General features: G+C 41.7%; 21 protein-coding genes. All 21 read left to right on the forward strand.

The window, feature by feature from the left end; translation table 11 throughout:
* Window positions 1-59 precede the first annotated feature (59 nt).
* Window positions 60-503, forward strand: a complete 444-nt coding sequence (locus P6940_RS05290) for a cupin domain-containing protein (protein ID WP_277288419.1) — start codon at window positions 60-62, stop codon at window positions 501-503.
* A 705-nt stretch (window positions 504-1,208) separates the two neighbouring features.
* Window positions 1,209-2,879: a dihydroxy-acid dehydratase gene (gene ilvD, locus P6940_RS05295; protein WP_277288420.1), complete on the forward strand. Its 1,671-nt coding sequence runs from the start codon at window positions 1,209-1,211 to the stop codon at window positions 2,877-2,879.
* A gap of 269 nt (window positions 2,880-3,148) precedes the next feature.
* Window positions 3,149-4,372, forward strand: coding sequence for a threonine ammonia-lyase (gene ilvA, locus P6940_RS05300; RefSeq protein WP_277293426.1), 1,224 nt, complete (start codon window positions 3,149-3,151; stop codon window positions 4,370-4,372).
* 51 nt (window positions 4,373-4,423) lie between these two features.
* Window positions 4,424-6,157 (forward strand): biosynthetic-type acetolactate synthase large subunit, encoded by a 1,734-nt coding sequence (gene ilvB, locus P6940_RS05305; protein WP_338116628.1) that lies wholly within the window; start codon window positions 4,424-4,426, stop codon window positions 6,155-6,157.
* Window positions 6,147-6,638, forward strand: a complete 492-nt coding sequence (gene ilvN, locus P6940_RS05310; protein WP_028258228.1) for an acetolactate synthase small subunit — start codon at window positions 6,147-6,149, stop codon at window positions 6,636-6,638. The genes ilvB and ilvN overlap by 11 nt, the downstream gene beginning before the upstream one ends.
* 535 nt (window positions 6,639-7,173) lie before the next feature.
* On the forward strand, window positions 7,174-8,040 hold the full coding sequence (locus P6940_RS05315; RefSeq protein ID WP_277288423.1) for an ABC transporter ATP-binding protein: 867 nt from the start codon (window positions 7,174-7,176) through the stop codon (window positions 8,038-8,040).
* A gap of 255 nt (window positions 8,041-8,295) precedes the next feature.
* On the forward strand, window positions 8,296-9,303 hold the full coding sequence (gene ilvC / locus P6940_RS05320) for a ketol-acid reductoisomerase (RefSeq protein ID WP_028258226.1): 1,008 nt from the start codon (window positions 8,296-8,298) through the stop codon (window positions 9,301-9,303).
* A gap of 971 nt (window positions 9,304-10,274) precedes the next feature.
* Entirely contained in the window at window positions 10,275-10,997 is a 723-nt protein-coding gene (locus tag P6940_RS05325) for a DUF4198 domain-containing protein (RefSeq protein WP_038152547.1), read from the forward strand.
* Window positions 10,998-11,697: 700 nt separating this feature from the next.
* Window positions 11,698-13,425 (forward strand): radical SAM protein, encoded by a 1,728-nt coding sequence (locus tag P6940_RS05330; RefSeq protein WP_277293428.1) that lies wholly within the window; start codon window positions 11,698-11,700, stop codon window positions 13,423-13,425.
* Between the two features lie 105 nt (window positions 13,426-13,530).
* On the forward strand, window positions 13,531-14,430 hold the full coding sequence (gene pgeF, locus P6940_RS05335) for a peptidoglycan editing factor PgeF (protein WP_277293429.1): 900 nt from the start codon (window positions 13,531-13,533) through the stop codon (window positions 14,428-14,430).
* Between the two features lie 127 nt (window positions 14,431-14,557).
* Window positions 14,558-15,244 (forward strand): YggS family pyridoxal phosphate-dependent enzyme, encoded by a 687-nt coding sequence (locus P6940_RS05340; RefSeq protein ID WP_277293430.1) that lies wholly within the window; start codon window positions 14,558-14,560, stop codon window positions 15,242-15,244.
* A 22-nt stretch (window positions 15,245-15,266) separates the two neighbouring features.
* Window positions 15,267-15,752 carry a cell division protein SepF gene (locus P6940_RS05345; RefSeq protein ID WP_028258221.1) on the forward strand — a complete coding sequence of 162 codons (486 nt, stop codon included), beginning with the start codon at window positions 15,267-15,269 and terminating at the stop codon, window positions 15,750-15,752.
* Window positions 15,753-15,773: 21 nt separating this feature from the next.
* Window positions 15,774-16,580, forward strand: coding sequence for a pyrroline-5-carboxylate reductase (proC, locus tag P6940_RS05350; RefSeq protein WP_277287915.1), 807 nt, complete (start codon window positions 15,774-15,776; stop codon window positions 16,578-16,580).
* Window positions 16,580-17,365: an RNA-binding protein gene (locus tag P6940_RS05355; protein ID WP_277293431.1), complete on the forward strand. Its 786-nt coding sequence runs from the start codon at window positions 16,580-16,582 to the stop codon at window positions 17,363-17,365. Before proC ends, P6940_RS05355 begins: the two co-directional genes overlap by 1 nt.
* Before the next feature lie 14 nt (window positions 17,366-17,379).
* A complete protein-coding gene (locus tag P6940_RS05360; RefSeq protein WP_277287917.1) occupies window positions 17,380-17,940 on the forward strand; it encodes a DivIVA domain-containing protein in 561 nt (186 codons plus the stop codon).
* A gap of 140 nt (window positions 17,941-18,080) precedes the next feature.
* Complete coding sequence (locus P6940_RS05365) at window positions 18,081-18,656, forward strand: precorrin-2 dehydrogenase/sirohydrochlorin ferrochelatase family protein (RefSeq protein ID WP_244869396.1); 576 nt, start codon at window positions 18,081-18,083, stop codon at window positions 18,654-18,656.
* Window positions 18,625-19,908 carry a glutamyl-tRNA reductase gene (hemA, locus tag P6940_RS05370; RefSeq protein WP_028258217.1) on the forward strand — a complete coding sequence of 428 codons (1,284 nt, stop codon included), beginning with the start codon at window positions 18,625-18,627 and terminating at the stop codon, window positions 19,906-19,908. The genes P6940_RS05365 and hemA overlap by 32 nt, the downstream gene beginning before the upstream one ends.
* On the forward strand, window positions 19,898-20,836 hold the full coding sequence (gene hemC, locus P6940_RS05375; RefSeq protein WP_277293432.1) for a hydroxymethylbilane synthase: 939 nt from the start codon (window positions 19,898-19,900) through the stop codon (window positions 20,834-20,836). The genes hemA and hemC overlap by 11 nt, the downstream gene beginning before the upstream one ends.
* Complete coding sequence (gene cobA / locus P6940_RS05380) at window positions 20,836-22,353, forward strand: uroporphyrinogen-III C-methyltransferase (RefSeq protein WP_028258215.1); 1,518 nt, start codon at window positions 20,836-20,838, stop codon at window positions 22,351-22,353. The genes hemC and cobA overlap by 1 nt, the downstream gene beginning before the upstream one ends.
* 5 nt (window positions 22,354-22,358) lie before the next feature.
* Window positions 22,359-23,333, forward strand: a complete 975-nt coding sequence (hemB, locus tag P6940_RS05385; RefSeq protein ID WP_277293433.1) for a porphobilinogen synthase — start codon at window positions 22,359-22,361, stop codon at window positions 23,331-23,333.
* A 9-nt stretch (window positions 23,334-23,342) separates the two neighbouring features.
* Window positions 23,343-24,650, forward strand: a complete 1,308-nt coding sequence (gene hemL / locus P6940_RS05390; RefSeq protein WP_028258213.1) for a glutamate-1-semialdehyde 2,1-aminomutase — start codon at window positions 23,343-23,345, stop codon at window positions 24,648-24,650.
* Window positions 24,651-24,664: the final 14 nt, after the last annotated feature.

Consider the following 24,664-nt stretch of genomic DNA (forward strand, 5'->3'; position numbering starts at 1 on the left):
TAAGAAGTAGATGTATCTTTCATACCTATCGGGTTGTGAGGAAAGGAATTACAGTGACGATGATTAAAAAGTTTGACAGTCAAACCTATACTTGGCGTGATACAGATCTATTGGTGTACAAGCAAGATGGCAGTCCTTTTAAAGATGTAACACGGCAAGTCTTGTTTGATGGAGCCTTTGATATTCCTTGTCAATTTCGCTATTTTGAAGTCAAGCCTCATGGGTATAGCACCTTAGAGTATCATGAACATACACATATGGTCATGATATTTAGAGGTAAGGGGCAATGCTTGTTAGGTCATGATATCGTAGATGTAGCGGTGGGCGATATGATTGAAATTCCTAGTGGGACAGTGCATCAATTCCGCGCCAATCAAGGTGACTATTTAGGATTTTTATGTTTAGTGAACCTTGATCGAGATAAAGTGACTGTAGTAGCCGATGAAACACTAGAGGAATTACAAAAGAATCCAGCAATACGTGAATTTTTACAAAGTTCTTGATAGGATGGCAGTCCTTATTGTCGATAGAGGGTAACGGAACATAGGCGGAGCTTTCTAGGTGCCTATGGATGGCACAAAATAAGTAGAACTGGATGGCGTATAGGTAGGCTTATGAAGCACTGAAAGTACGGTTCTTCTAGCTCCTTGTAGTGTAACCTGTGATAGACGTGATGTATGAAGATTACGTAGATAAGCGGACTTGAAACTGCTAGTAGCCTATGATATACATGATGTATGAATGCCATACGAATACGCTATATGGCATTACAAATTATTATATGTGACATTACTAATGGATATATTTTTTTACATATCCATGTTGATTTATGTTGCTTAATAAAAAATATCGTGCTATGATAGAAACATATTTAGAAGGTATTGAAATTTTTGGAGGGAATTATGTTAGGTTTAGTCATTAGCTTATTGATTATTGTGATTATCACAATTATTAACAGCATTCGAATTATGAACAACAACTTAACAAGATTCTGTCTTAAAAGTTTCAGCGAATGTAGTTTAATTACAATCAATAAGAAAATGGCCACGACTAGCCTTTGCTGATTTGGTTGTAGGATAGCAACATAGCAGGCTACCTTTAGAAACTTTATAGAACACAATATATATGCATATATATACTGCGCTTATGACTTTTAAGACGATTCAAAGGAATCGTCTTTTTTTATTACTTGTGAAAGGATGTCTAGTATGAGCAGAAGTAGCAATTTAACAACAGGCGTGACAAGAGCACCCCATCGATCATTATTGAAGGCCCTAGGTTTTGTAGATGAAGAAATGCATCGCCCTATTATCGGGATTGCCAATTCTTTTAATGAAATCGTGCCAGGTCATATGCATTTGCGCAATTTAGTGCAAGCTGTGAAAGATGGTATTCGCAACGCCGGTGGGATTCCTATTGAATTTAATACCATCGGTATTTGTGATGGGTTAGCGATGAATCATATAGGCATGAAATATTCTTTGGTAACGCGTAACATTATCGCCGACTCCATTGAAGCGACGGCAATGGCCACACCATTTGATGCGATGGTATTCATTCCTAATTGTGATAAAGTTGTGCCAGGTATGTTGATTGCTGCAGCGCGATTGAATTTACCAAGTGTATTTGTGAGCGGTGGCGCAATGTTAGCCGGTGTTCATAAAGGCACAAAGATTGGCTTGAGCAATGTGTTTGAAGCAGTGGGACAACATCAAACAGGACAAATTGATGATGCGGAATTGGCAGAGATTGAAAATACGGCTTGTCCTACTTGTGGCTCTTGTTCTGGCATGTATACAGCCAATACAATGAATTGCTTAACCGAAGCATTGGGCATGGGATTACCAGGTAATGGTACAATTCCTGCGGTCTATGCGGAACGCATGCGCCTTGCTAAATTAGCGGGTATGCAAGTACTAAAAGTCTTAGCAGCAGACCTACGGCCTAAGGACATCATGACGCGAAAGGCTTTTGAAAATGCCGTAGCAGTAGATATGGCATTGGGCGGATCGTCTAATACGGCCCTACATTTACCAGCCATTGCCCATGAAGCGGGTGTGACCTTAACACTGGATGATTTTAGTCGCATTGCACAAACCACACCACAGTTGGCTAAATTATCGCCATCAGGCAAATATTTTATTGAAGACCTATATAGGGCTGGTGGTATTCCAGCGGTGATGAAACGATTATTCATGAATGATCGCTTGCACGGGGATGCGAAAACCGTATCGCTTTCTACACAAGGGGACATTGCTAATGGTGCGGAGATTTTAGATGACGATGTGATTCATTCCTTTGATCATCCCGTTCATGAAACAGGAGGCATTGCCGTATTAAAGGGCAATTTGGCCGTCGATGGCTCGGTAGTGAAAGCAGGGGCCGTTGATCCTAGTATGCTCGTTCATAGTGGACCGGCGAAAGTATATAACAATGAAGAAGAAGCAGTGGAAGCCATTATGGGTGGCAAGGTTGTAAAAGGCGATGTGGTTGTCATTCGTTATGAAGGACCAAAGGGCGGTCCTGGTATGCGTGAAATGTTGACACCGACTTCTGTCATTACAGGTATGGGATTAGGCGATTCGGTAGCGTTGATTACGGATGGTCGTTTCTCGGGTGCTACTCGAGGTGCCTCGATTGGTCACGTATCGCCAGAAGCGGCAGCCGGTGGCACGATTGCGATTGTGGAAGATGGGGATATGATTGATATTGACATTCCTGCTGGCTTGTTATCGGTACGGCTATCCGATGAAGAAATTGCAGCACGTAAAGCTAACTTAGCACCTTACCGCAGTCATGTGACAGGATATTTGAAAAAATACGCCATGCATGTATCCTCTGCGGATCGTGGGGCGATTGAATTATTGGACGAAGACTAATCGGAGCGCGGTCTAGGAGATATAGAATGCGTTCTATGTGATTTCATAGGAATGTGGAAAAAGTCGCTACCAAAGTATATAAAACGTATTCTATATGATTTCAGAGCGAATTTGAAACACTAAGGTATGGCGATACGTTTGCGTATCCTATGTGATTTCATAGATGATAGGAATGTACGGGTGCATTGGTGACTGATTGAAGAAAGCACCGTAGCGCTCAATGTGAGTGCGTAGTATAGCACGATAGATACATATAAGAGAGGGATATTATGCATAAGTTATATGATTTTATAGAAGCCAGAGAGCGGCTAGGCACCGTTACTGTTACCACTAAATTGTTACATAGCGATGTATTTTCCGACGAATGTGGTAATGATGTATACATTAAACCAGAAAATTTACAGCGCACTGGATCGTTTAAAGTGCGCGGAGCGTATAACAAAATTTGTAAATTATCGGATGAAGAAAAAAAATGTGGTGTCATTGCTGCGTCTGCAGGCAATCACGCACAAGGCGTGGCATTGGCAGCTCAGAAATTAGGAATTAAAGCAGTTATTGTGATGCCCAAACATACGCCATTGATCAAAATAGAATCTACGAAACGATGGGGCGCTGAAGTTGTTTTGCATGGTGAAGTATATGACGAAGCCTATCAAAAGGCGTGTGAGTTACAAGAAGAATACGGCTATACCTTTGTACATCCTTTTAATGATGAAGACGTGTTAGAAGGACAAGGAACGATTGCCTTAGAAGTGCTTGAAGAATTACCCGATGCAGATGTTATGTTAGTGCCAGTCGGAGGCGGTGGATTAGTGGCCGGTGTGGCGGTAGCGGCGAAACTGAAAAATCCGACCATTAAGATTATTGGCGTGGAACCAGAAGGGGCCGCTTGTGCTTTGGCGGGGCTTCGAGCAGGCAAGCCAGTGGAGTTAAAAGAGGCGAGTACCATTGCTGATGGAGCGGCGGTTAAATTGGTGGGCGATCTTACGTTGCAATATATTAAGCAGTATGTGGATGAAATTGTAACTGTATCAGATTATGAACTGATGGAAGCCTTTTTGTTATTGGTGGAAAAACATAAATTAGTGGCGGAAAATGCAGGCATTTTATCCTTAGCAGGGTTGAAAAAATTATCTTGCCGTGGCAAAAAAGTCGTATCTATCGTCAGTGGCGGTAACATCGATGTATTGACGATTTCTTCGATGATTACGAAAGGGTTGATCGTACGAGGGCGTATTTTCAGTTTCTCCGTTAATTTACCAGATAAGCCGGGTCAATTGGTGGCAGTATCACAGATATTGGCGAAACAAGATGCGAATGTTATTAAACTGGATCACAATCAATTCAAAAATCTAGATCGCTTTCATGAAGTGGAACTACAAGTCACTGTAGAAACGAATGGGGAAGAACATATTGCTAACATTATTGAAGCCTTTGCACAACAAGGCTATATGATTACACGATTAAACAGTTCTAGTTTGTTGGAAGAATAAGTAACAATGATAGGTTGATGATAGGTACATGTTGAAAAGGAGGCGTTTATGATGCGTGCGGATAAGATAAATGGAGCTCATATTGTATTAGAAACGTTATATCGTCTTGGTGTGCGATATATGTTTGGATATCCAGGAGGCGCGGTGATTCCGATTTATGACGAACTCTATAAGTATAATGAAGAAGAAGTGAAACTTCATCATTACTTTGTACGTCATGAACAAGGAGCCGCTCATGCTGCTGATGGGTATGCGCGTGTGTCTGGCAAGGTGGGCGTATGTTTAGCTACGTCTGGACCAGGAGCGACTAATTTAGTTACCGGGATTATGACGGCCTATGTGGATTCCATTCCTCTATTGGCGATTACGGGGCAAGTGGGGCGATCTTTACTGGGGAAAGATTCCTTTCAAGAAGCTGATACAGTAGGGATTACCATGCCGATTACTAAAAACAACTATTTAGTGAAAGACATTATGGACTTACCACGGATTATTAAGTCCGCCTATTTTATTGCTTCCACAGGACGTCCAGGGCCAGTCCTCATTGATATTCCTAAGGATATTCAATTACAGACAATTCCTATGGATGTATATGACAAGTTATATGATGAACCTATCACTGTTGAAGGCTATGATCCGACGTATAAAGGTCATATTGGGCAAATTAAAAAGGCGGCTGCCTTGTTAAAGACGGCTAAGAAACCACTTATCATTGCTGGTGGTGGCGTATTGAAAGCCTCCGCATGGCAGGAGTTGCGTGAACTGGCAGAACGGACACAGACGCCAGTTGCCAATACGTTGGTAGGATTAGGCTGTTTCCCAGAAGACCATCCATTGTCACTAGGCATGCTAGGCATGCATGGTACGGTGACGGCGAACTATGCTACCGAGGCAGCCGATGTGGTTATAGCGGCAGGCATTCGCTTTCACGATCGTATTACAGGTGATCCTAATCATTTTTGCCCGCATGCCAAGATTATTCATATCGACATCGATCCAGCAGAAATCGATAAAAATGTAAAAATTCATGTGCCGATTGTAGGGGACTTGAAACATGTATTAACTGAATTAAACACTTGTATTGAAGATGCGACCCATGAAGAATGGTGGAACCAAATTCATGAATGGCAAGAAACGTACCCGATGGTCGTGCCACCTCATGATGAAAGTGTGTTATATCCACAGGAAGTATTGTCTGAAGTCGATAGGATCGTGAATGGAGAGGCGATTATCGTTACCGATGTAGGACAACATCAAATGTGGGCGGCTCAGTTTTTAACATTTAAACATCCTCATACGATGGTTACATCGGGCGGTGCTGGCACTATGGGGTATGGCGTACCGGCGGCCATGGGGGCTGCGATTGCAGCGCCTGATACAACCGTCGTTCTCGTAGTGGGCGATGGGGGCTTTCAAATGACCTTCGAAGAATTAATGATGATGAAACAATATCATTTGAATGTGAAAGTCCTTATCTTAAATAATCAATACTTAGGTATGGTGCGACAATGGCAAGAACTATTTAATCAACGGAGATACTCCTTTGTAGATTTACATGTAAGTCCTGACTTTGTTAAATTGGCAGAGGCCTTTGATTTGCCAGCCATGCGTATTAGTACGAGAAAGGAATTAGATGCCCATTTGCGTGATATACTCACATCGGATACAGGCATTGTTATCGATTGTCGCGTCGCCGAAGAAGTGAATGTGTTTCCGATGATTCCAGCAGGTGCTAGAGTGTCGAATATGGTTGGTAAGAAAGGGGTGTCCCTACATGACGAATGAACATCAGATTTTAGTAATCGCTAAGAATGCAAGTGGTATTGGTGCTAGAATTTTAAGTCTTTTTAATCGGCGAGGATTTTCCGTTCATAAAATGACATCGGGCGTGTCGAATCAACCAGGCTATGCGCGCATCACGTTGACCGTAGAAGCGGCAGACGATACTTCGTTGGATCAAATTCAAAAACAGATTTATAAATTGGTGGACGTGGTGAAAGTCAAAATTTTTGCCGCTAAAAATGTGGTGCGTCGGGAACTGATGTTGATAAAAGTGAGAGCCGATAATTCGACACGTTCTCAAATCGTGCAGATTGCTACTATTTATCGAGGCAATGTATTAGATGTGTCTCCTACGTCTCTCATCGTAGAATTGACGGGGGATGATGAAAAATTGCAAGGCTTCATTGATATTATGGAAACTTACGGTGTACTAGAAATCGCTAAAACAGGTGTTACCGCCATGAGTCGTGGTGAGAAAATGTAAGAACGTGATGTACTGTAGGCCATGTGTTTCAATGATAGCCTATGGACAGAGAGAGGATTTCGCGTAGAGCTCGTTGCCCATAATCGTGAGTTAGAGAGGGACGATTACGGTAAGCATAGGAACTTATGTGATATCGTTTATAGATTGATAGATATAACAGAATTTTCTCAAAGTGCTGTCACTTGCATGGTAATGCATTGTTTCCATGGCGGTATGGTAAAAAGAGTGTACGTTGTTTGTGCATGGTTACGATCAGATTATGTAGATTATAGTAAATTATGTATAACACTTGAGATATACAGGCACATCAGTTAGTGCAAGGCAAATATAGTACACTCTGTATAACACTTGAGATTTCATGTATAGCGGTACTGTGAGAGAATGCTGTGAAATAGTGCGAGAGATGCTATGAAACATAGCGGAGAGAGTGCTATGACAGATATGGTAAGAGAATGCTATGAGGGTTAGTGTGAGAGTGTGCTATGAAAGATAGGAGAGAGAATGGCATGAAAGATGGCGCGAGGGATTGTTAGATATGACTAAGAGAAAATCATATAGATTAGAAACCGTTGATACGATTCATAGAAAAGAGGATACGTCCATAAGAGAGGCTGATGCATCGGCACGAGAGTTGTTGCATTATGAAAATATTACGTTTCAACGAGAGGGACAAGAAATTTTACGCGGTGTCTATTGGGATGTCAAGGAAAGTGAAAATTGGGCCGTCGTAGGGTTAAATGGATCTGGTAAATCCACTATGCTCAGCATGATTCCCGCGATTCACATGCCTACTAGTGGCATCTTGCGTGTGTTTGGCAAGGAATTTGGCACGTGTTACTGGTCTTCTGTAAAAGAACGCATTGGATTTGTCAGTGCTAGCCTTGCACGATTTTATCAAACTTTATATAAACAAACGGTGGAAGAAATTATTATATCTGGACGGTATCATACGATTGGCACCTATTGCACACTGACGGCAGAAGACCATACAAGCGCAAACGTCTTGCTGAAAGACTTTCAATTATCCCATAGACGTCATCATACATTTGGCATTTTGTCTACCGGGGAACAGCGGAGGACCTTGTTGGGCCGAGCAGTTATGGGAGATCCCGACTTTTTAATTCTCGATGAGCCTTGTGCAGGGCTAGATGTGAAACATCGAGAAGCATTTTTGACCACCTTGGTACAGATGAGCAAAAGGGGTATTCCCTTCGTCTATGTGACGCACCAAATTGAAGAAATTATGCCGCCTGTTACGCATGTGGCGATAGTAGCTGAGGGGCAAGTGGTGCAGAAAGGGCCTAAACGAGATATACTGACCGATGCGGTACTGTCAGAGTTGTATGGGGTGGCGGTGCACGTGCTTTGGCGAAAAGAGCGCCCATTTATGATTGTTGCATAATAGCATAGTGAGTATAGGGCGACGAATGGTGCGCTAGTTTTCTTTGAAAGGATTCATAATATGATAGTGTTGGTTGATACAAGTTAGCAAAGGTAGTACGTATGTATGATAGATATATAACATATAACAAAGAATTATAATGAATACAATATTTTGCTATGAAAAAGATTGTATTTTCTATAGAATTGATGTAGAGTAGATACAGTAATCTATAGATACACGTAGATGACTGTAAAATGAGTGGAGGAAATAAAAATGGCAGGTAAGATTTTAGGTACAACAGTATATTATGATGCAGATTGCAATTTAAAAAAATTAGAAGGTAAAAAAATCACTGTATTAGGATATGGTTCACAAGGCCATGCGCATGCATTGAATCTTAAAGAAAATGGCTTTGATGTTACCATCGGCTTACGTGCAGGATCCAAATCGGCAGCAAAAGCGAAGGAAGCGGGCCTTCCTGTAAAAGATACTGCGGAAGCAGTAAAAGGTGCTGATATTGTTATGGTATTGATTCCAGATGAATTACAAGCTGAAGTCTATGCAAAAGATGTAGCACCAAACTTAAAAAAAGGCGCTTATTTAGCATTTGCTCATGGTTTTAATATTCATTTTGGTAAAATTGTGCCTCGTGAAGATATTAATATTTTCATGGTAGCTCCTAAAGGACCAGGTCATCTAGTTCGTAGAACGTATCAAGAAGGATCCGGTGTGCCTTGCTTGTATGCCGTAGAAAAAGACCCATCTGGGGATACTACTGAAGTAGCGTTAGCTTGGGCATCCGCTATCGGTGGTGGCCGTGCAGGCATTTTGGAAACTAATTTTAAATCAGAAACAGAAACTGATTTGTTCGGCGAACAGGCTGTGCTTTGTGGAGGTATTACAGAATTAATCAAAACTGGTTTTGAAGTATTGTGTGAAGCGGGCTATGAACCAGTTAATGCATACTTTGAATGCTTACATGAAATGAAATTGATTGTAGATTTAATCTATGAAGGCGGTTTTGGTAAAATGCGTCATTCCATCTCCAATACTGCAGAATATGGTGATTACTATGCAGGCCCTCGTGTTATCACTGCGGATACTAAACAAGCAATGAAAGACATCTTAAGAGATATTCAATCGGGCAAATTTGCCAATGAATTCTTAGAAGATTATAAAGCAGGACAACCATTCTTGAAAAATCATCGTAAAGCAGCCGCAGAACATCAAATTGAATCCGTTGGTTCTGAATTACGCGGTTTAATGTCTTGGTTGAAATAAGTGAGAGCGAAATAGCCATAGGTGAGTATACGTAGACAGATACTCTTAGTATGAGTAGAAGCTGTAACGAAATGGGGATGTCCCCTTTTGTTACAGCTTTTTTGTGTCTAGAAGAAAACGTATTGCCTTACTAAGGGAAGTCTAGCAAATACTTGGGTTATAGGACAAAAAGTGTTGCTGTTAATGCCGATAGAACTAGTTAAATACTAGCTCTATCGGTATTTTATCTTTTTGATGCGCGTTACTACTTTTATGACAGATGGAGGCATTCATGTGTTTTCATGATAGATAGAAGCATGTATGTGGTTTTATGATAGATAGGGAGGATAGTTTTATTATGAATAGCATTGGTATGAGTGTTAGAAGGAACATCTTTTACGGGGAAACTGTAACGGTCTATGAAGTATACACATAGAACTGAGATTATCTTGCATAGGAATAAGAATTTTTAACGATCTATAATGACAGATAGAGGCATCCATGTAGTCTCGTGGTAGATATAAGTATGCATGTGGCTTCCTAATAGATAGGGAGGATAGTTTTATTATGAATAGATTGGTATGAATGTTAGGAGGAGCGCCTTTTACGGAGAAAATGTAACGTTTTATAAATTATATATATGTCACTGAGAGCATATTTCACAGGAATAAAACATGTAACTGGTTATAAATCATACGCATAGTATTGAAATCATTTTTCATAGGAATAAAAATTTTTAATGGTCTATGAATTATATACATAGCACTGTATAGTATAATCATTTATGGCAAGAGTACTGTATTTACTATGATTATTGATTATATGTTCACAACTTTTTTCTTACATAGGGCGTATAGAGTCGATGGAAGAGGGACGATTTTGCCAGATAAGGTGTCTATTATGCATAATCATCATTATACAAAGGACGTCATGCGATGTATGATAAAAGTATAGTTGAATTTTGTTAATTATTATCATCTAGGAGGTATTATATGAAGAAGCAATTGGCCTTAGGATTATGTTTAGCTACGTTAGTATCGAGTGCGGCTATGACTGCAGTTGATGCACATGGTGTATGGTTTGCAAATCGCCTTGATGAAAAGGCACTTGTATTAGGTGAAGGTCCATTGGATAATGCGTACTCACCTAGCTGTGTACAAAAAATTGATGGCTATACTACAATGGGGCAAGTGGCACCAGTTACTGTAGTTAATCATCATAAGAACGTATCTATTTTAACACCTGATAACTTAGGTGTGACTGCTACTTACTTTGATTATGGGTACTTTACTAAAACAACAGATGGCAAAATGGTCAACAAACCATTTAATCAAGTTCCTAACGCAGTGAAGACAACACATGCAATAAAATGGAATATTAACTACTGGGATGCATCAGCTAAACCTATGGTTATTAGTGATATGCCAATTCAAATCGTACCAATGGTAAATCCATTAACATTGAAAAAAGGTGATACTTTTGAAATTCAAGTGTTAAAAGATGGCAAACCAATGGCGAATGCACCATTAATTAAAGATGTGCTAAATGATTTGACAAATGAAAGTCAAGCCGATGCCAATGGTCGTGCTACCGTTACTGTTAACGCCAATGGTTTAAATGTTATCGGTGTAGAAATTGCCTATCCATCTGGTGATGCAGGTACACAAAATAAATACTTCTCATCCTTGTCCTTTACAATTTATCCTGAAGAATAATTAACAGATTATAGGAAGTCCTATCTTAGTATAGATGGTACATCTTCCTCGTATCCGTAGATAACTTATTTCTAGTTAGGTGTTCGGATATGTTGACTATGTACGCCTTTATCAAGAAGCATATGCTACTTATTGCTAGTAGCATATGCTTCTTTTACACTAGGGACAGGCAATCATTTTGTCATAGCGCGCCATAGGATACTAGAAAGAGGAAGAAATAGTACTATTATAATGTTGCCATATTCATGAGATGGAGTAATATGCTTGTAAGTAAGTAAGTAAGTAAGTAAGTAAGTAAGTAAGTAAGTAAGTAAGTAAGTAAATGAGTGAATGAGCATATAAGTGAGTAAAGCGTGTTATATCTTGTGTGATTGTAATAATAGGGATAATTTTGCAGCGACAATTGAAAGAGCGTATCATACTGTGTAACTGTAATGATGGTGCGGTATAGTAGTAATTATGCGATTCATTCCGTTACTAGTACACGTTGGGGATATCCCTTTTAATTTATATTTATATGGTATAATACAATTTAATGAATCTATTAGATATGGCCATGTGTAGCACTATAGTGAGAGGTGCTGCTATATGGCGATGGCATTGTTAGGACGATGATTGCTATGTAGCTATATTGCTTCCATCTGGTGAAGTGATATGGGTATAGGAATGATCGCATTTGTTTCAGTGAGAAAGGCGTTAGATGAATCGAAATACTCTTATTAGTCGGCTGCAAGAATTACATGAAGGAGAAGTCAATCGCTGTCATATTGATCCTCATGCTCGGTACAAGGTAGCACTGGCGTATCCGAACACCTATTATGTGGGAATGAGCAATTTAGGCATTCAAATTGTATACCAAGAGATTAATGAGCGAAGCGACAGTGTATGTGAACGAATTTTTTTGCCAGAACGACAAGAACTAGAAGTGTATGAAAAAACTAAAACGCCACTTATGAGCGTGGAAACAAGGCGATCCATGGATAGTTTTGATGTGATTGGTATCGATGTCACCTTTGAAATGGATTACTTTCATATTCCCCGTATGCTCCGATTAGGACGAGTACCGGTGATGGCAAAGGATCGGACAGAATTTGATCCGATTGTAATTGCCGGAGGCCCTTGTTCGACATTTAATCCAGAACCATTTGCTGATTTCTTTGATGCTTGTATTATCGGGGAAGGGGAAGGCCTAATCAGTGATATGCTAGATTGTATCTATGAGGGCAAAGAAGAAGGATTGGCGCGCCAGGAGATTATGAAACGGTTAAGCCGATTGCCAGGCGTCTATGTGCCTATGTTATATACACCTCTTTATGATACAGAAGGGGAATTTGCTGGGTATGATGTGGCAGAAGAGGCACCGACTAAGATACAGCGCCATTGGCGACCATTACAGCGAGAGGGAGAAACCGTTGTAGCTACTGATTTTACAGAATTTGGTGCCATGTATATTGTGGAAGTGGCACGTGGGTGTGGGCGTCATTGTCGCTTTTGTATGGCGGGCTATACATATCGTACGCCGCGGGTGCGTGATTTAGATATGTTGAAAGCTGGTGTGGACCGGGCGGCCGCACTAGGGAAAAAAGTAGGCCTCATGGGTGCCGCTATTTCTGATTATCCAGAGATTGATGAATTGGTGAATTACATTCGCGCGAAAGGTTTGCGTTATTCTTGTGCATCCCTTCGTGCGGACTCGTTGACACAAGATGTAGTCAATGGCCTTGCTGATAGCGGACAAAAGACGATTACCATCGCCCCTGAAACGGGGAGCGAACGATTGCGACGCGTGATTAATAAGGGCATTCGTGAAGAGGATTTACGAAAAGCGGCTATGTTGGCAGGGCAGGCTGGTATTCGCCATATTCGCTTGTATATTATGATTGGATTACCGACAGAACAAGATGAAGATATAGAGGCGCTCATTGACTTAGCCGAGCGCACACAGGCCTATATGAATACAGTGGGCTGTACGGGGCGGTTAACGTTGAGCATTAATCCTTTTATTCCTAAACCGTTTACACCCTTTCAATGGATGCCGATGGCGCATCAAAAAGATATTGAAAAGAAGCTGCAATATATTAAAAAATTGTTGCAAAAAAATAGGCGCATTGAAGTGCTCATAGAATCGCCTAAAGAAGCATACGTGCAAGGCGTATTAGCTCGCGGCGATCGACGCCTAGGATCTGTGATAGCCGCTTGTGCATTGGAACGGGGCAGTAAAGATTTCAAGCGTATATGTAAAGCACAAGGCATTGATATGGAACATGAACTTTATAAAGAGCGATCCTTTTCTGATCCACAACCGTGGGATGTATTGGACATGCAACTGAAAGATGGCTATTTACAGATGGAGTGGGAGCGGTGTTTACAAGAAATCTATACGCCGCCTTGTAGGTCTGGTTGTAAGCGATGTGGTGTATGTAAATAACCTTTTAGCTAGGGAAAGATCGTATGATGATACTACATTACTGTGTTAGATAGTTAAAGATAGGATGCTCACTTATTGTACAGATAGTAATAGAGAAGGGACGTTATGAAAGAAGGAAAGAAAATAGATGCGATGGTTTTACCAACGAATTTTGATGATAGGACAACGATAGAAGAAGTGGTAACGGAGAAAGGTACATCGTGGTACTTTCAGCACCCTCTTTCGTTTACACCATTTCCACTGATTCTTGGTTCTACGTTTCGCATGGGTGGTGCGTCGATAGCACCGTATGAGTCGTTTAATTTGGCGCTGCATGTGGGTGATGAACCGGCTCATGTGATTGAAAATCGCCGCAGTGTGGCCGCCTATTTAGGTGTTTCGGTGGAACTATTAACCTGTGCCAATCAGGTGCATGGCCTTAGGGTGGCACGTGTTGATGAAAGTCACATAGGGGCAGGGGCTTTATCACAGGAAACGGCATTGGCTGATTGTGATGCGATGATGACGAATCTACCTTCTGTGCCATTGTTATTATTTACAGCCGACTGTGTACCTCTATGCATTTACGATACAAAACATCGAGCCGTAGCGGTGATTCATGCAGGATGGAAAGGGACCATTGGCATGTTGCCGACGATTACGTTAGAAGCTATGCATGAAGCGTATGGCACGCAAGCGGCTGATTGTTATGTATTTTTAGGTCCTTCTATTGGACCGACTTCCTTTGAAGTGAATGAAGAATTGGCCCATAGATTTATGGAAAAGGCGATGCACCACGATGCGATAGTTCGTTATATAACGCGTCCCGGTGCCTCTAACGCAACACCGCATGTCGACTTATGGAGCTTTATTATTCATAGTTTAGTAGATAAGGGCGTGCCGATCAATCAAATTACGAAAAGCGGTATCGATAGTATGACGTGTGATGCTTGTTTTTCCTATCGCCGTGAACAAGGCCGTACGGGACGGATGGCTTTGTTTGCCATGCTACAAGATGAGAATTGATGAAAACGACGAGAACGATTAAAATTCCTATACATTATGAGCTAAATAGTATATAATAAAATCGCCTATAGTGTGTGAGTCTGTAGGCAAAGGGCATTTTATTTGTAATTGTATAGGAGCGATGACGATGATTGAAACATCATTACAGACGGTTCGTGATCGTATACAGCAGTGTATGAAACGTGCTGGCCGTGTTGATGAAGTGACGTTGGTAGCGGTGACTAAAAATCATCCAGTCCAAGCGGTAGAAACCGTAGCATCCTTAGGAGTCACTGATGTAGGCGAAAACCGTGTACAAGAAGCAAAAGAAAAGCAATTAACATATAAGGGACCCACGGTGCGATGGCATTTGTTGGGTCATTTGCAAATGAATAAGGTTAGGCAAGCAGTGCCTATGTTTGATTTGATTCATTCCGTAGACAGTAAAAAGTTATTGGATGAAATTGAGCGAGTCGCAGCAAAACACGACATAATACAAGATGTTTTATTGCAAGTGAATGTAGCTCATGAAGCAAGTAAAACAGGTTTGACTGTAGAGGAATTTCCAGAGGTAAGAACGTATGCGAGTACATTGCCCCACGTTTGTGTGCGCGGTTTGATGTGCATAGCACCTTATTTTGAAAATCCAGAAGATACACGACCTATCTTTAGAGTCGCACATGCCTTATATGAAGATATGAAGCAATACTTTCAACCGGAACAAATACAGTATTTATCGATGGGGATGACCCATGATTTTGAAATTGCAATAGAAGAAGGTGCCAATGTTGTTCGTGTAGGCACGGCCATTTTCGGCGAGCGTGTATATTTCTAGGCATACATTGAGGAGGATTAATATGGCTTTTACAGACAAATTTGCAGGGATAAAAAACTTCTTGGGAATGAATGATGATCGGTATGATGAATACGACGAGTACGATGACTATGATGATGCAGAGTATGGACAACCAAATGCACCACAACCTAAGGAAACATCTGAATTTCGTCCTAACAAAGTGAGTGGTCATTCACCAGTAAGTCAACGTCCTACGGCGATGAAAGTAATCGTAATTGAACCAAAGGTGTTTGAAGATTCTGAAGCCATTACGAATCAATTACGCGATATGCGCCCTGTATTGATCAATTTTGAAAATACAGACCCTCATGAAGCGGCACGCATCGTTGACTTTGTAAGTGGTGCCACCTTTGCTTTGGACGGTAAATTAGAAAAAGTGGGTAAGGACATATTTATGTGTGTGCCTATGAATATATCCATTGATTATAATGATAAAACATATACAGAATTAAATGAAAAATTTGCATGGAAAGAGCCTCAATTATAATAGTATAAGGTGGTGGTATATGTGCTAGGTCGAATCCTATGCATCGGTGCTGGTGCTATGGGTGGAGCTATCCTTAGAGGTGCGCTAGAAAAAGGCGTTATCACGAGAAACGAGTTGCTTGTTACGGTGCGTACGGAGGAGCATGCTCGTGCATTAAGAGAGGAATTAGGAATTTCGGTAACTACGTCGTTACCAGATTGGAAAACGGATGCCTTTGATACGATTCTGTTAGCCGTTAAACCACAGGTATTGCCTCACGTACTAGTAAATCTAAAAGAAATCCCACCACATACTACATGCATTTCTATTGCCGCAGGCATCACGCTACATACATTAGAAAGTGCCTTACCTCAGGCTGATTGGTATCGTGCTATGCCGAATATGCCGGCTGCTGTAGGGGCGGGGATGACTGCCCTCGCAGCGGGACCAAACGCATCGCTAGAAGTAACGGAACAGGTACAAGCTTTGTTTTCTGCTATAGGTCAGGTCGAACTAGTATCGGAAATGGATCTTGATCGACTAGGCGCCTTGTCTGGTGCTGGTCCAGGCTATGCATTTTTGATGATGGATGCCTTAGCCGATGCAGGTGTACGCATTGGATTACCGCGCGCATTGGCGATTAAAGCGGCTGCACAGACTTTATTAGGCGCTGGTATGATGGCTACAAAAACAGGAACACATCCTGCTATCTTGCGTGACCAAGTAACATCGCCAGGTGGCACTACCATTGCTGGCATTTTAGCTATGGAAAAAGGTGGCTTGCGATCTGCCATTCACGATGGCATTATTGCTTGCTATGAGCGCTCAAATGAATTGGGGAAATCGTAGTGAATGAAAAAGAAAAATTAATACGCTATTTTGAAGCTAGTGGTAATGGCGAAGAAGCACGGCGTATGTTAGATTTAGCAAAGCAAGTCGTTAAGGGTAAGCCCTTTCGCGTAACTGAGTTTATGAAACCTTCTGGGTGCGTCATTGCCGATGCGATTCGCGCTAATTATCCACAATTACAGATTGTCACAAATGGTGGCTATACAGGGGCAGAACGATTGCGCATTGCCTTTGTAGATAGTGATTTTAAAGGTACTGTAGATTTTGGAATCCTCGCATTACAGTTGTTCTGGGATCCGCGATTTCGCTTGTTAACCCATCGCGATGTATTAGGATCACTTATGGCGCTAGGTATTGATCGAGCTAAATTTGGCGATATTATTATGCAACAAGGTGGCGCACAGATATTGGTTGACCATACGGTGGCTGAATTTATTGTACAGAACTTTACAAAAATTGCCATGGTTACCATTGAAGTGACACAGATACCGTTAACATCTATTTTGCCAAAGGAAGAAAAAGTAAAAGAAATAAGAACGACTGTGCCGTCCCTTCGGTTAGATGCGGTAGCATCGTCCGGATTTAGTATGTCGCGTACTAAATTGGTGGATGCCATTCGGGCTGGTTTATTGCAAGTCAATTGGCAACCAGCAAAAGGGCCTTCCCAAGAAGTTAAAGAAGGCGATATTATTTCTATGCGTGGCCGAGGCCGTATGCAAGTCGATTCCATTACGGGAACCACAAAAAAAGGTCGTATGGGCGTATATCTCAAACGATTTATATAATAGGAGGTTAATATATGATTACACCAATGGATATTCATAATAAAGAGTTTGAAACTGGATTTCGTGGATATAGTAAAGAGTCTGTCGATGCCTTTATGGACGAATTAAAAGGTGATTATGAAGAATTATATCGGAGTAATCGTGAAATGACGGATCGTATGGAGCAATTAGAAAAACGCATTGCTCAATATGAACAAATGGAAGCAACCATGAATAGTACATTGGCTCTTGCGAAAGAAACGGGAGAAAATGTAAAAGAGTCGGCACGTAAGGAAGCAGAACTCATTATTCAAGAAGCAAGCGCGCAAAAACAGACGATGCTAGAAGAAGCAGATACATCGCTTCGAGAAGCTAGAGAAAAGTACGCCACCATTCAACATGAAATTGCTGTGTTTAAAGCGAAAATTGAATCGATGTTATATTCGCAAATTAAAATGCTAGATAGCATCGTACTAGAAGATAGTAAAGTCGAAACATCGGCAGAAGCAGATAGAGAAGCGGCACTAGACAATCAAGTCGCATCATCTGTAGACGTAGTAGAAGAAACAACACCTGTAGAATCTACAGACGTGTAACTATATGAACATTACAAATCGGCTTGATGTAAGTCAAGCCGTTTTTAACATTGATAATCTAAGAAAGATGAGTGAATCATATGCTTGCAATGTCAATTAATATGTTACATAAGCGGTGTGTAGTAATCGGGGGAGGCTCTGTGGCAGAGCGAAGAATTAAGACCCTATTACAAGCACAAGCAAAGGTTGAAATTATTAGCCCTCGCGTGACGGATACCATTCGGACATGGAGCGAGGAACAATTACTTACTTGGCATCAACAAGCATATGTTCCAGGATGTATAGGCGTAGCCTCGTTTGTATTCATTGCTACGAATGAACATAGTGTTAATGAACAAGCGGCTAAGGAAGCGCGATTACAAGGCGCTTTGGTGAATCGAGCAGATGATTATAGGGATTGTGATTTTACGATGCCTTCTGTGGTGACACTAGGCGATTTGCATATGACGATTAGTACAGGACGTAGTAGTCCACGGATGAATGCACTGATTCGTTGTGACTTGGAACAACGCTACCAGCAGGTAGCTAGTATATTACCTATATTAAATACGTATCGACAAGAAGTTAAACAGCTGTTACTGACGGCATCAGAGAGAGAAGCATTTTGGCGAGCCCAATTGGGACATCGAGAGTTTAACGAAATTTTAGCAGGAAACTGGCAACAAGTGGAGGAAACATTGAACCATGCAATTAGTGGTATTAGGACTAAATCATAAATCGGCCCCCATCAATGTGCGAGAACAATTCTCTTTTGATAAAAGTGAAGTAAGTACAGCCCTCGATGAGGTATATCATTATGATAATATCAGCGAATGCGTTGTGTTATCGACCTGTAACCGTACAGAAATTTACGCCGTACTAGAGGATGTAAACGATCCACATCAGTATATGCTGACCTTAATGAAAGAGTTAAAGCATACAGATTCCATTGATGAAGAGGCATTCTTCTTATTAGAAGGGGAAGATTGTATTGAACATTTATTTCGCGTAGCGGCTAGCCTTGATTCCTTGGTATTAGGAGAAGGGCAAATTTTGAGCCAATTAAAAACGGCCTATTTATCTGCTGCCACAGCGGGCTTTACGGGAGCGGTTTTTAATATTTTATTTCAAAAAGCCATCCATGTGGGCAAACTGATTCGCACCCAAACGGGTATTGCCAATACCCCTGTATCCGTTAGTTATACGGCGGTTAATTTAGCGGAAGATAGTTTGGATAAACCACTTTCAGAGGCAACCGTATTAATTTTAGGGGCAGGCAAAATGAGTGAGCTGACGGCCACACATTTGCAGGCGAAAGGGGTCAAAACGATCTTTGTGTCGAACAGGACCTTTTCTAAAGCGGAACTGTTGGCTCGACGATTCAACGGCCAAGCCATTAAACTAGACGATTTTGTAGAGCAGGCTAAGTTGGCAGATATTATTATTACCTCCACTGGATCGCCACATTACATTGTAAAAGCAGAGCATGCTCGCGATATTATAAAAGCACGCCATGGCAAGCCGATCGTGATGATCGACATTGCCGTGCCACGTGATATAGACCCGATGGTGGCACAAATGGACGGTATTTACTTGTTTAATATTGACGCCTTGGAAAGCGTGGTAGAGGCCAATAAGCACATTCGTCAAGCAGAGGCTAAGAAGGCGGAGCCAATGATTCAATTGGCGATGGATGAAATTAATGAAAAGTTAAATTATTTGTCAGTCCGTCCCATGATGGTGCAACTGTCCGATAAAGGGGAAACGATTCGTCGTCGTGAGTTGCATCGTGCCTTAGTGAAGTTGCCTCATGCTACAGAGCACGACATAAAAATGATGGACTCCATGTCTCGCATGATTGTTCGCAAACTATTACGAGAACCAATGATTCGGCTTAGCGAGATTGCTGGTACCGAAGAGGAAGGACTATATTGGGAATTGTTTAGGGACATATTTAACTTAAAGGTGGAAACTGACCATGAGAAATAGTATTAAAATTGGTACACGACAAAGTGCGTTGGCTGTATGGCAAGCTACGTATATTCGCGATGAATTACAGAGGCTATATCCAACTTGTACGATTGAATTGGTACATTTTACGACGAAGGGCGATGCCATTTTAGAAAAACCGTTGGCGGATATTGGCGGTAAAGGTTTGTTTACGGCTGAATTAGAGGCAGCTATGCATAGGGGAGACATCGATATAGCTGTACATAGTTTGAAAGATATGCCTACAGAGTTACCAGATGGATTGATCTTAGGGGCGATTAGCAAACGAGAAGCGCCTTATGATGCGTTGGTGGCACCGGTGTATAAAATGCTTGATCAGTTGCCACAAGGGGCTAAAGTAGGCACTAGTAGTTTGAGACGTCAAGCACAATTGTTGCATGCACGGCCTGATTTAGATATTCATGTGTTGCGTGGTAATGTGCAGACGCGACTTCGCAAGTTAGAGGATGAACAGTTTGATGCCATCGTATTAGCACAAGCTGGTTTAAAACGATTGGGACTCGATCATTTGATTACCCAAGTGTTTAGCGTTGATGATATGATTCCCGCTGTAGGACAAGGCGCATTAGCAATCGAATGTCGAGACGATGATGAAGAAATGCTTTCTATGTTAGTACCGATTAATCATGAGGAAACGCGATGTGCTGTTGAAGGCGAACGCAGTTTCTTGCGGCAATTACAAGGCAATTGTCAAGTGCCGATGGGCGTTCATGGGATGATTGATAATCATCAATTAACACTACAAGGATTAATTGCTTCCATTGATGGTAAAGATGTATATGAAGGCAGTATTTCTGGCCCTCTTTGCAAAGCGAATATGTTGGGTAAAAACTTGGCAAAAGCATTGTATGAAGAGGGGGGCAAGCAGATTATAGAAACATTGATTAAAGAAGGGATCATAAAATAATGGCAGGCATAGTATATTTAATTGGTGCAGGTCCTGGAGACAGCAAGCTCATTACCGTTAAAGGAAAAGAATGCATCGAACGAGCAGATGTTATCGTCTATGATTATCTGGCAGATAGTAAATTATTACAATGGGCTAGAGACGATGCTGAGATCATTTATGCAGGGAAACAATGTCGGGACCATACTATGCATCAATATGAAATCAATGAATTATTGGTAAAAAAAGGACTTGAAGGCAAGGTGGTAGCTCGCTTAAAAGGGGGCGATCCTCTTGTATTTGGTCGTGGCGGCGAGGAAGCCTTAGCCTTACATGAGGCTGGCGTAGCCTTTGAATTTGTACCGGGCGTTACTTCCGCTATTTCTGCACCGGCCTATGCAGGGATTCCTGTAACACATCGTGCAGTTGCTACGTCTTTTGCAGTGATTACTGGTCATGAAGATCCTACAAAACGAGAATCGGGCATGCATTGGAAGGGTCTTGCGACCGCTGTGGATACACTTACCTTTGTCATGGGAATTGGACATTTACCGATGATTGTGAAAGAACTTATGGCGCATGGTCGCGCACCGTCTACACCAGTAGCCTTAGTGCGATGGGGTACGAAACCAATTCAAGAAACCTTGGTGTCTACTTTGGAACATGTGGTAGATGATGTGGCGAAAGCGGGACTCACATCACCAGCAATCATCGTCGTTGGCGATGTAGTAAACTTACGTGACCAATTGCGGTGGTTTGATAATAAACCGCTATTTGGTAAGACCGTGTTAGTCACTCGCGCAAGACGTCAGGCCAGTGCTTTGTCGGAAGCGTTATTAAACTTAGGGGCCAATGTAATTGAGGCGGCGGCGATTAAGACACAGGCGTTGGCATTGGATGAAGTAACGCGCGCAATGTTAGAAAATTTACGGGCTTATTCGTATATTACGTTTACATCTGCCGAAGGGGTACGCTACTTTTTCAAAGCCTTAGCCGATAGAGGGTTAGATACACGGGCTCTAGGTAATCATAAAATCTGTGCCATCGGTGTAGCGACAGGAAAAGCGTTACATGCCTATGGCATTCGTCCAGATTGTATACCTCTTAATTATCAAGCTGAATCAGTGGTAGAAACCTTACAAGCTGTGGTAGGTGATAGGGATAAAGTATTGTTAGTACAACCTAAAGTGGCCCGATCGGTCATTTCCGATGGCTTACGCGCTAGTGGCATCGATGTAGATGTGATTCGTTTATATGAAACCGTACAAGATATGAGTCAACGTGAAGTGTTACAAGAGGCGTTAGCTAGCAAAACCGTAGATTATATTACATTTACTAGTTCATCTACAGTGACAAACACATTGGCCTTAGTAGGCGACGCGTCGCTATTGAGCGATACTCATATCGCTTGCATTGGGCCGATTACGGCAGCTACAGCGGTGAAAGCAGGATTAGAGCCTACTGTTATTAGTGAAGAATATACGATTGATGGTTTAGTAGCAGCGCTTGTAGCACATGCTACAGGCAATAAGGAGTGATAGCTATGATCGATTTAACCTATCGTCCCCGTCGTCTGCGTACAACTGCAGCGATGAGAGATTTAGTAAGAGAAACTACATTAGATGTTACTGATTTAATCTATCCTATTTTTGTGGTTGCTGGTACAGGTATTCGCGAAGAAATCTCCTCTTTACCAGGCCAATATCACTTGTCGGTAGATGAGGCTGTAAAAGTGGCAAAAGAGGCACATCAGTTAGGTATTCGAGGAGTAGAAATATTCGGAGAACCAACCTATAAAGATGAATTGGGCTCTTCTGCATGGGATATGTCACAACCAGTACAACAAGCGATTCAAGCAATTCGACAAGAAGTGCCAGAGTTGATTGTCGTAGGTGATGTATGTTTATGCCAATATACGAACCATGGCCATTGTGGTTGCATTGAACATCATGAAATTTTAAATGATGAAACATTGCCTTTATTGGTAAAAGTAGCGGTCAGTCAAGCACGGGCCGGGGCACATATTGTAGCACCATCAGATATGATGGATGGTCGTGTGGCAGCGATTCGAGAAGGATTAGATGCGGCGAACTTTAAGAATGTATCGATTATGAGCTATGCGGCGAAATATGCTTCTGCCTATTATGGACCTTTTAGAGATGCGGTTCATTCGGCACCGCAATTTGGCGATCGCAAGTCCTATCAAATGGATCCAGCCAATCGTTATGAAGCGATGCGTGAAATTGAAGGCGATATCGCTGAAGGATCTGATATCATCATGATTAAACCGGCTCTATCCTATTTAGATGTGGTTCGTGAAGCCAGGGATCGGTATAATTACCCACTAGCCGTATATAATGTAAGCGGTGAATATGCCATGGTGAAAACAGCAGCACAGGCCAATCTCATCAATGAGAAACAATTGGTATTAGAAACCTTGTTATCGATGAAACGAGCTGGCGCTAAGATTATTATTACATATCATGCATTAGATGTAGCACGTTGGCTACAAGCATAAGGGGATCGTATGTGGACACTAGACAAATCTAAACAAGCTTTTACAGAAGCAAAAGAATATATGCCAGGCGGTGTTAATAGTCCAGTTCGCTCCTATCGTAGCGTAGGAAGTACACCACCGTTTATCAGTGCTGCCTCGGGCAGTCGCATTTACGATATCGACAATAATGAATACATTGACTATGTTTTATCTTGGGGACCTATGATTTTAGGTCATGCCCATCCAGAAGTGGTGGCGGCCTTACAGGAAGCTATCCCTCGTGGCACTAGCTATGGCGCGCCTACGTTGTTAGAAACAGAAGTGGCGAAAAAGATCCAAGCATTTATGCCGTCTATGGAAATGATGCGCATGGTTAACTCTGGTACAGAAGCCACTATGAGTGCTATACGCGTAGCTCGTGGCGTGACAGGTCGTGATTGCATTGTGAAATTCATCGGTTGCTATCATGGACATAGTGATTCCTTATTAGTAAAAGCTGGGTCTGGATTGGCTACCTTCGGCGTACCCGATAGTCCCGGTGTGCCACAAGGCGTGGCGGCCAATACCATTACCATTCCCTACAATGATATAGAAAGGGTACGCGCTTTATTTAAAGAAAAAGGCCATGATATAGCTGGTGTTATTGTAGAACCAGTGGCAGGTAATATGGGATGTGTACCACCAGTACCAGGCTTTTTAGAATGCTTGCGTGAAGAAACGCGTAACGCAGGCGCCCTACTTATTTTTGATGAAGTGATGTGTGGGTTCCGTGCTAGTGCCGGAGGGGCCCAAAAGTATTATCATATTGATCCAGATTTAACTTGCTTAGGCAAAATTGTAGGCGGTGGAATGCCTATGGCAGTCTTCGGCGGTAAAGCAGAATATATGAGTCAAGTCGCACCAAGTGGCCCTATTTATCAAGCGGGCACATTGAGTGGTAACCCATTAGCCATGACAGCTGGATTAGCAACCTTATCTATTTTGCAACGCAACCCAACTGTATTTAAACAAGTGGAAACGGCGACAGATATGCTCTGTGAAGGTTTGTTAGATGCGGCACATGCAGCAGAAGTGCCAGTACAAGTGCAACATGTGGGATCCATGTTTACTCTATTTTTCTCAGAGAAACCAGTCACTAATTTTGAAGAGGCAAATGCATGTAACATGGAACAATTTAAACAATTTTTCCACTATAATTTGTCACATGGCATTTATTATGCGCCAAGTCAATTTGAAAGTAATTTCATGTCCCTATCGCATCGTGAGTCAGATATTAAGACTACACTTCAAATTGCTAAGGAGGCGTTCTGTGCCATAGCACAACAGAAGAACATGTAATAATCTATAGAAAA

Origin of the sequence: Veillonella montpellierensis (assembly GCF_947090115.1) — a bacterium.
In the GTDB taxonomy this organism is placed as follows: domain Bacteria; phylum Bacillota; class Negativicutes; order Veillonellales; family Veillonellaceae; genus Veillonella; species Veillonella montpellierensis.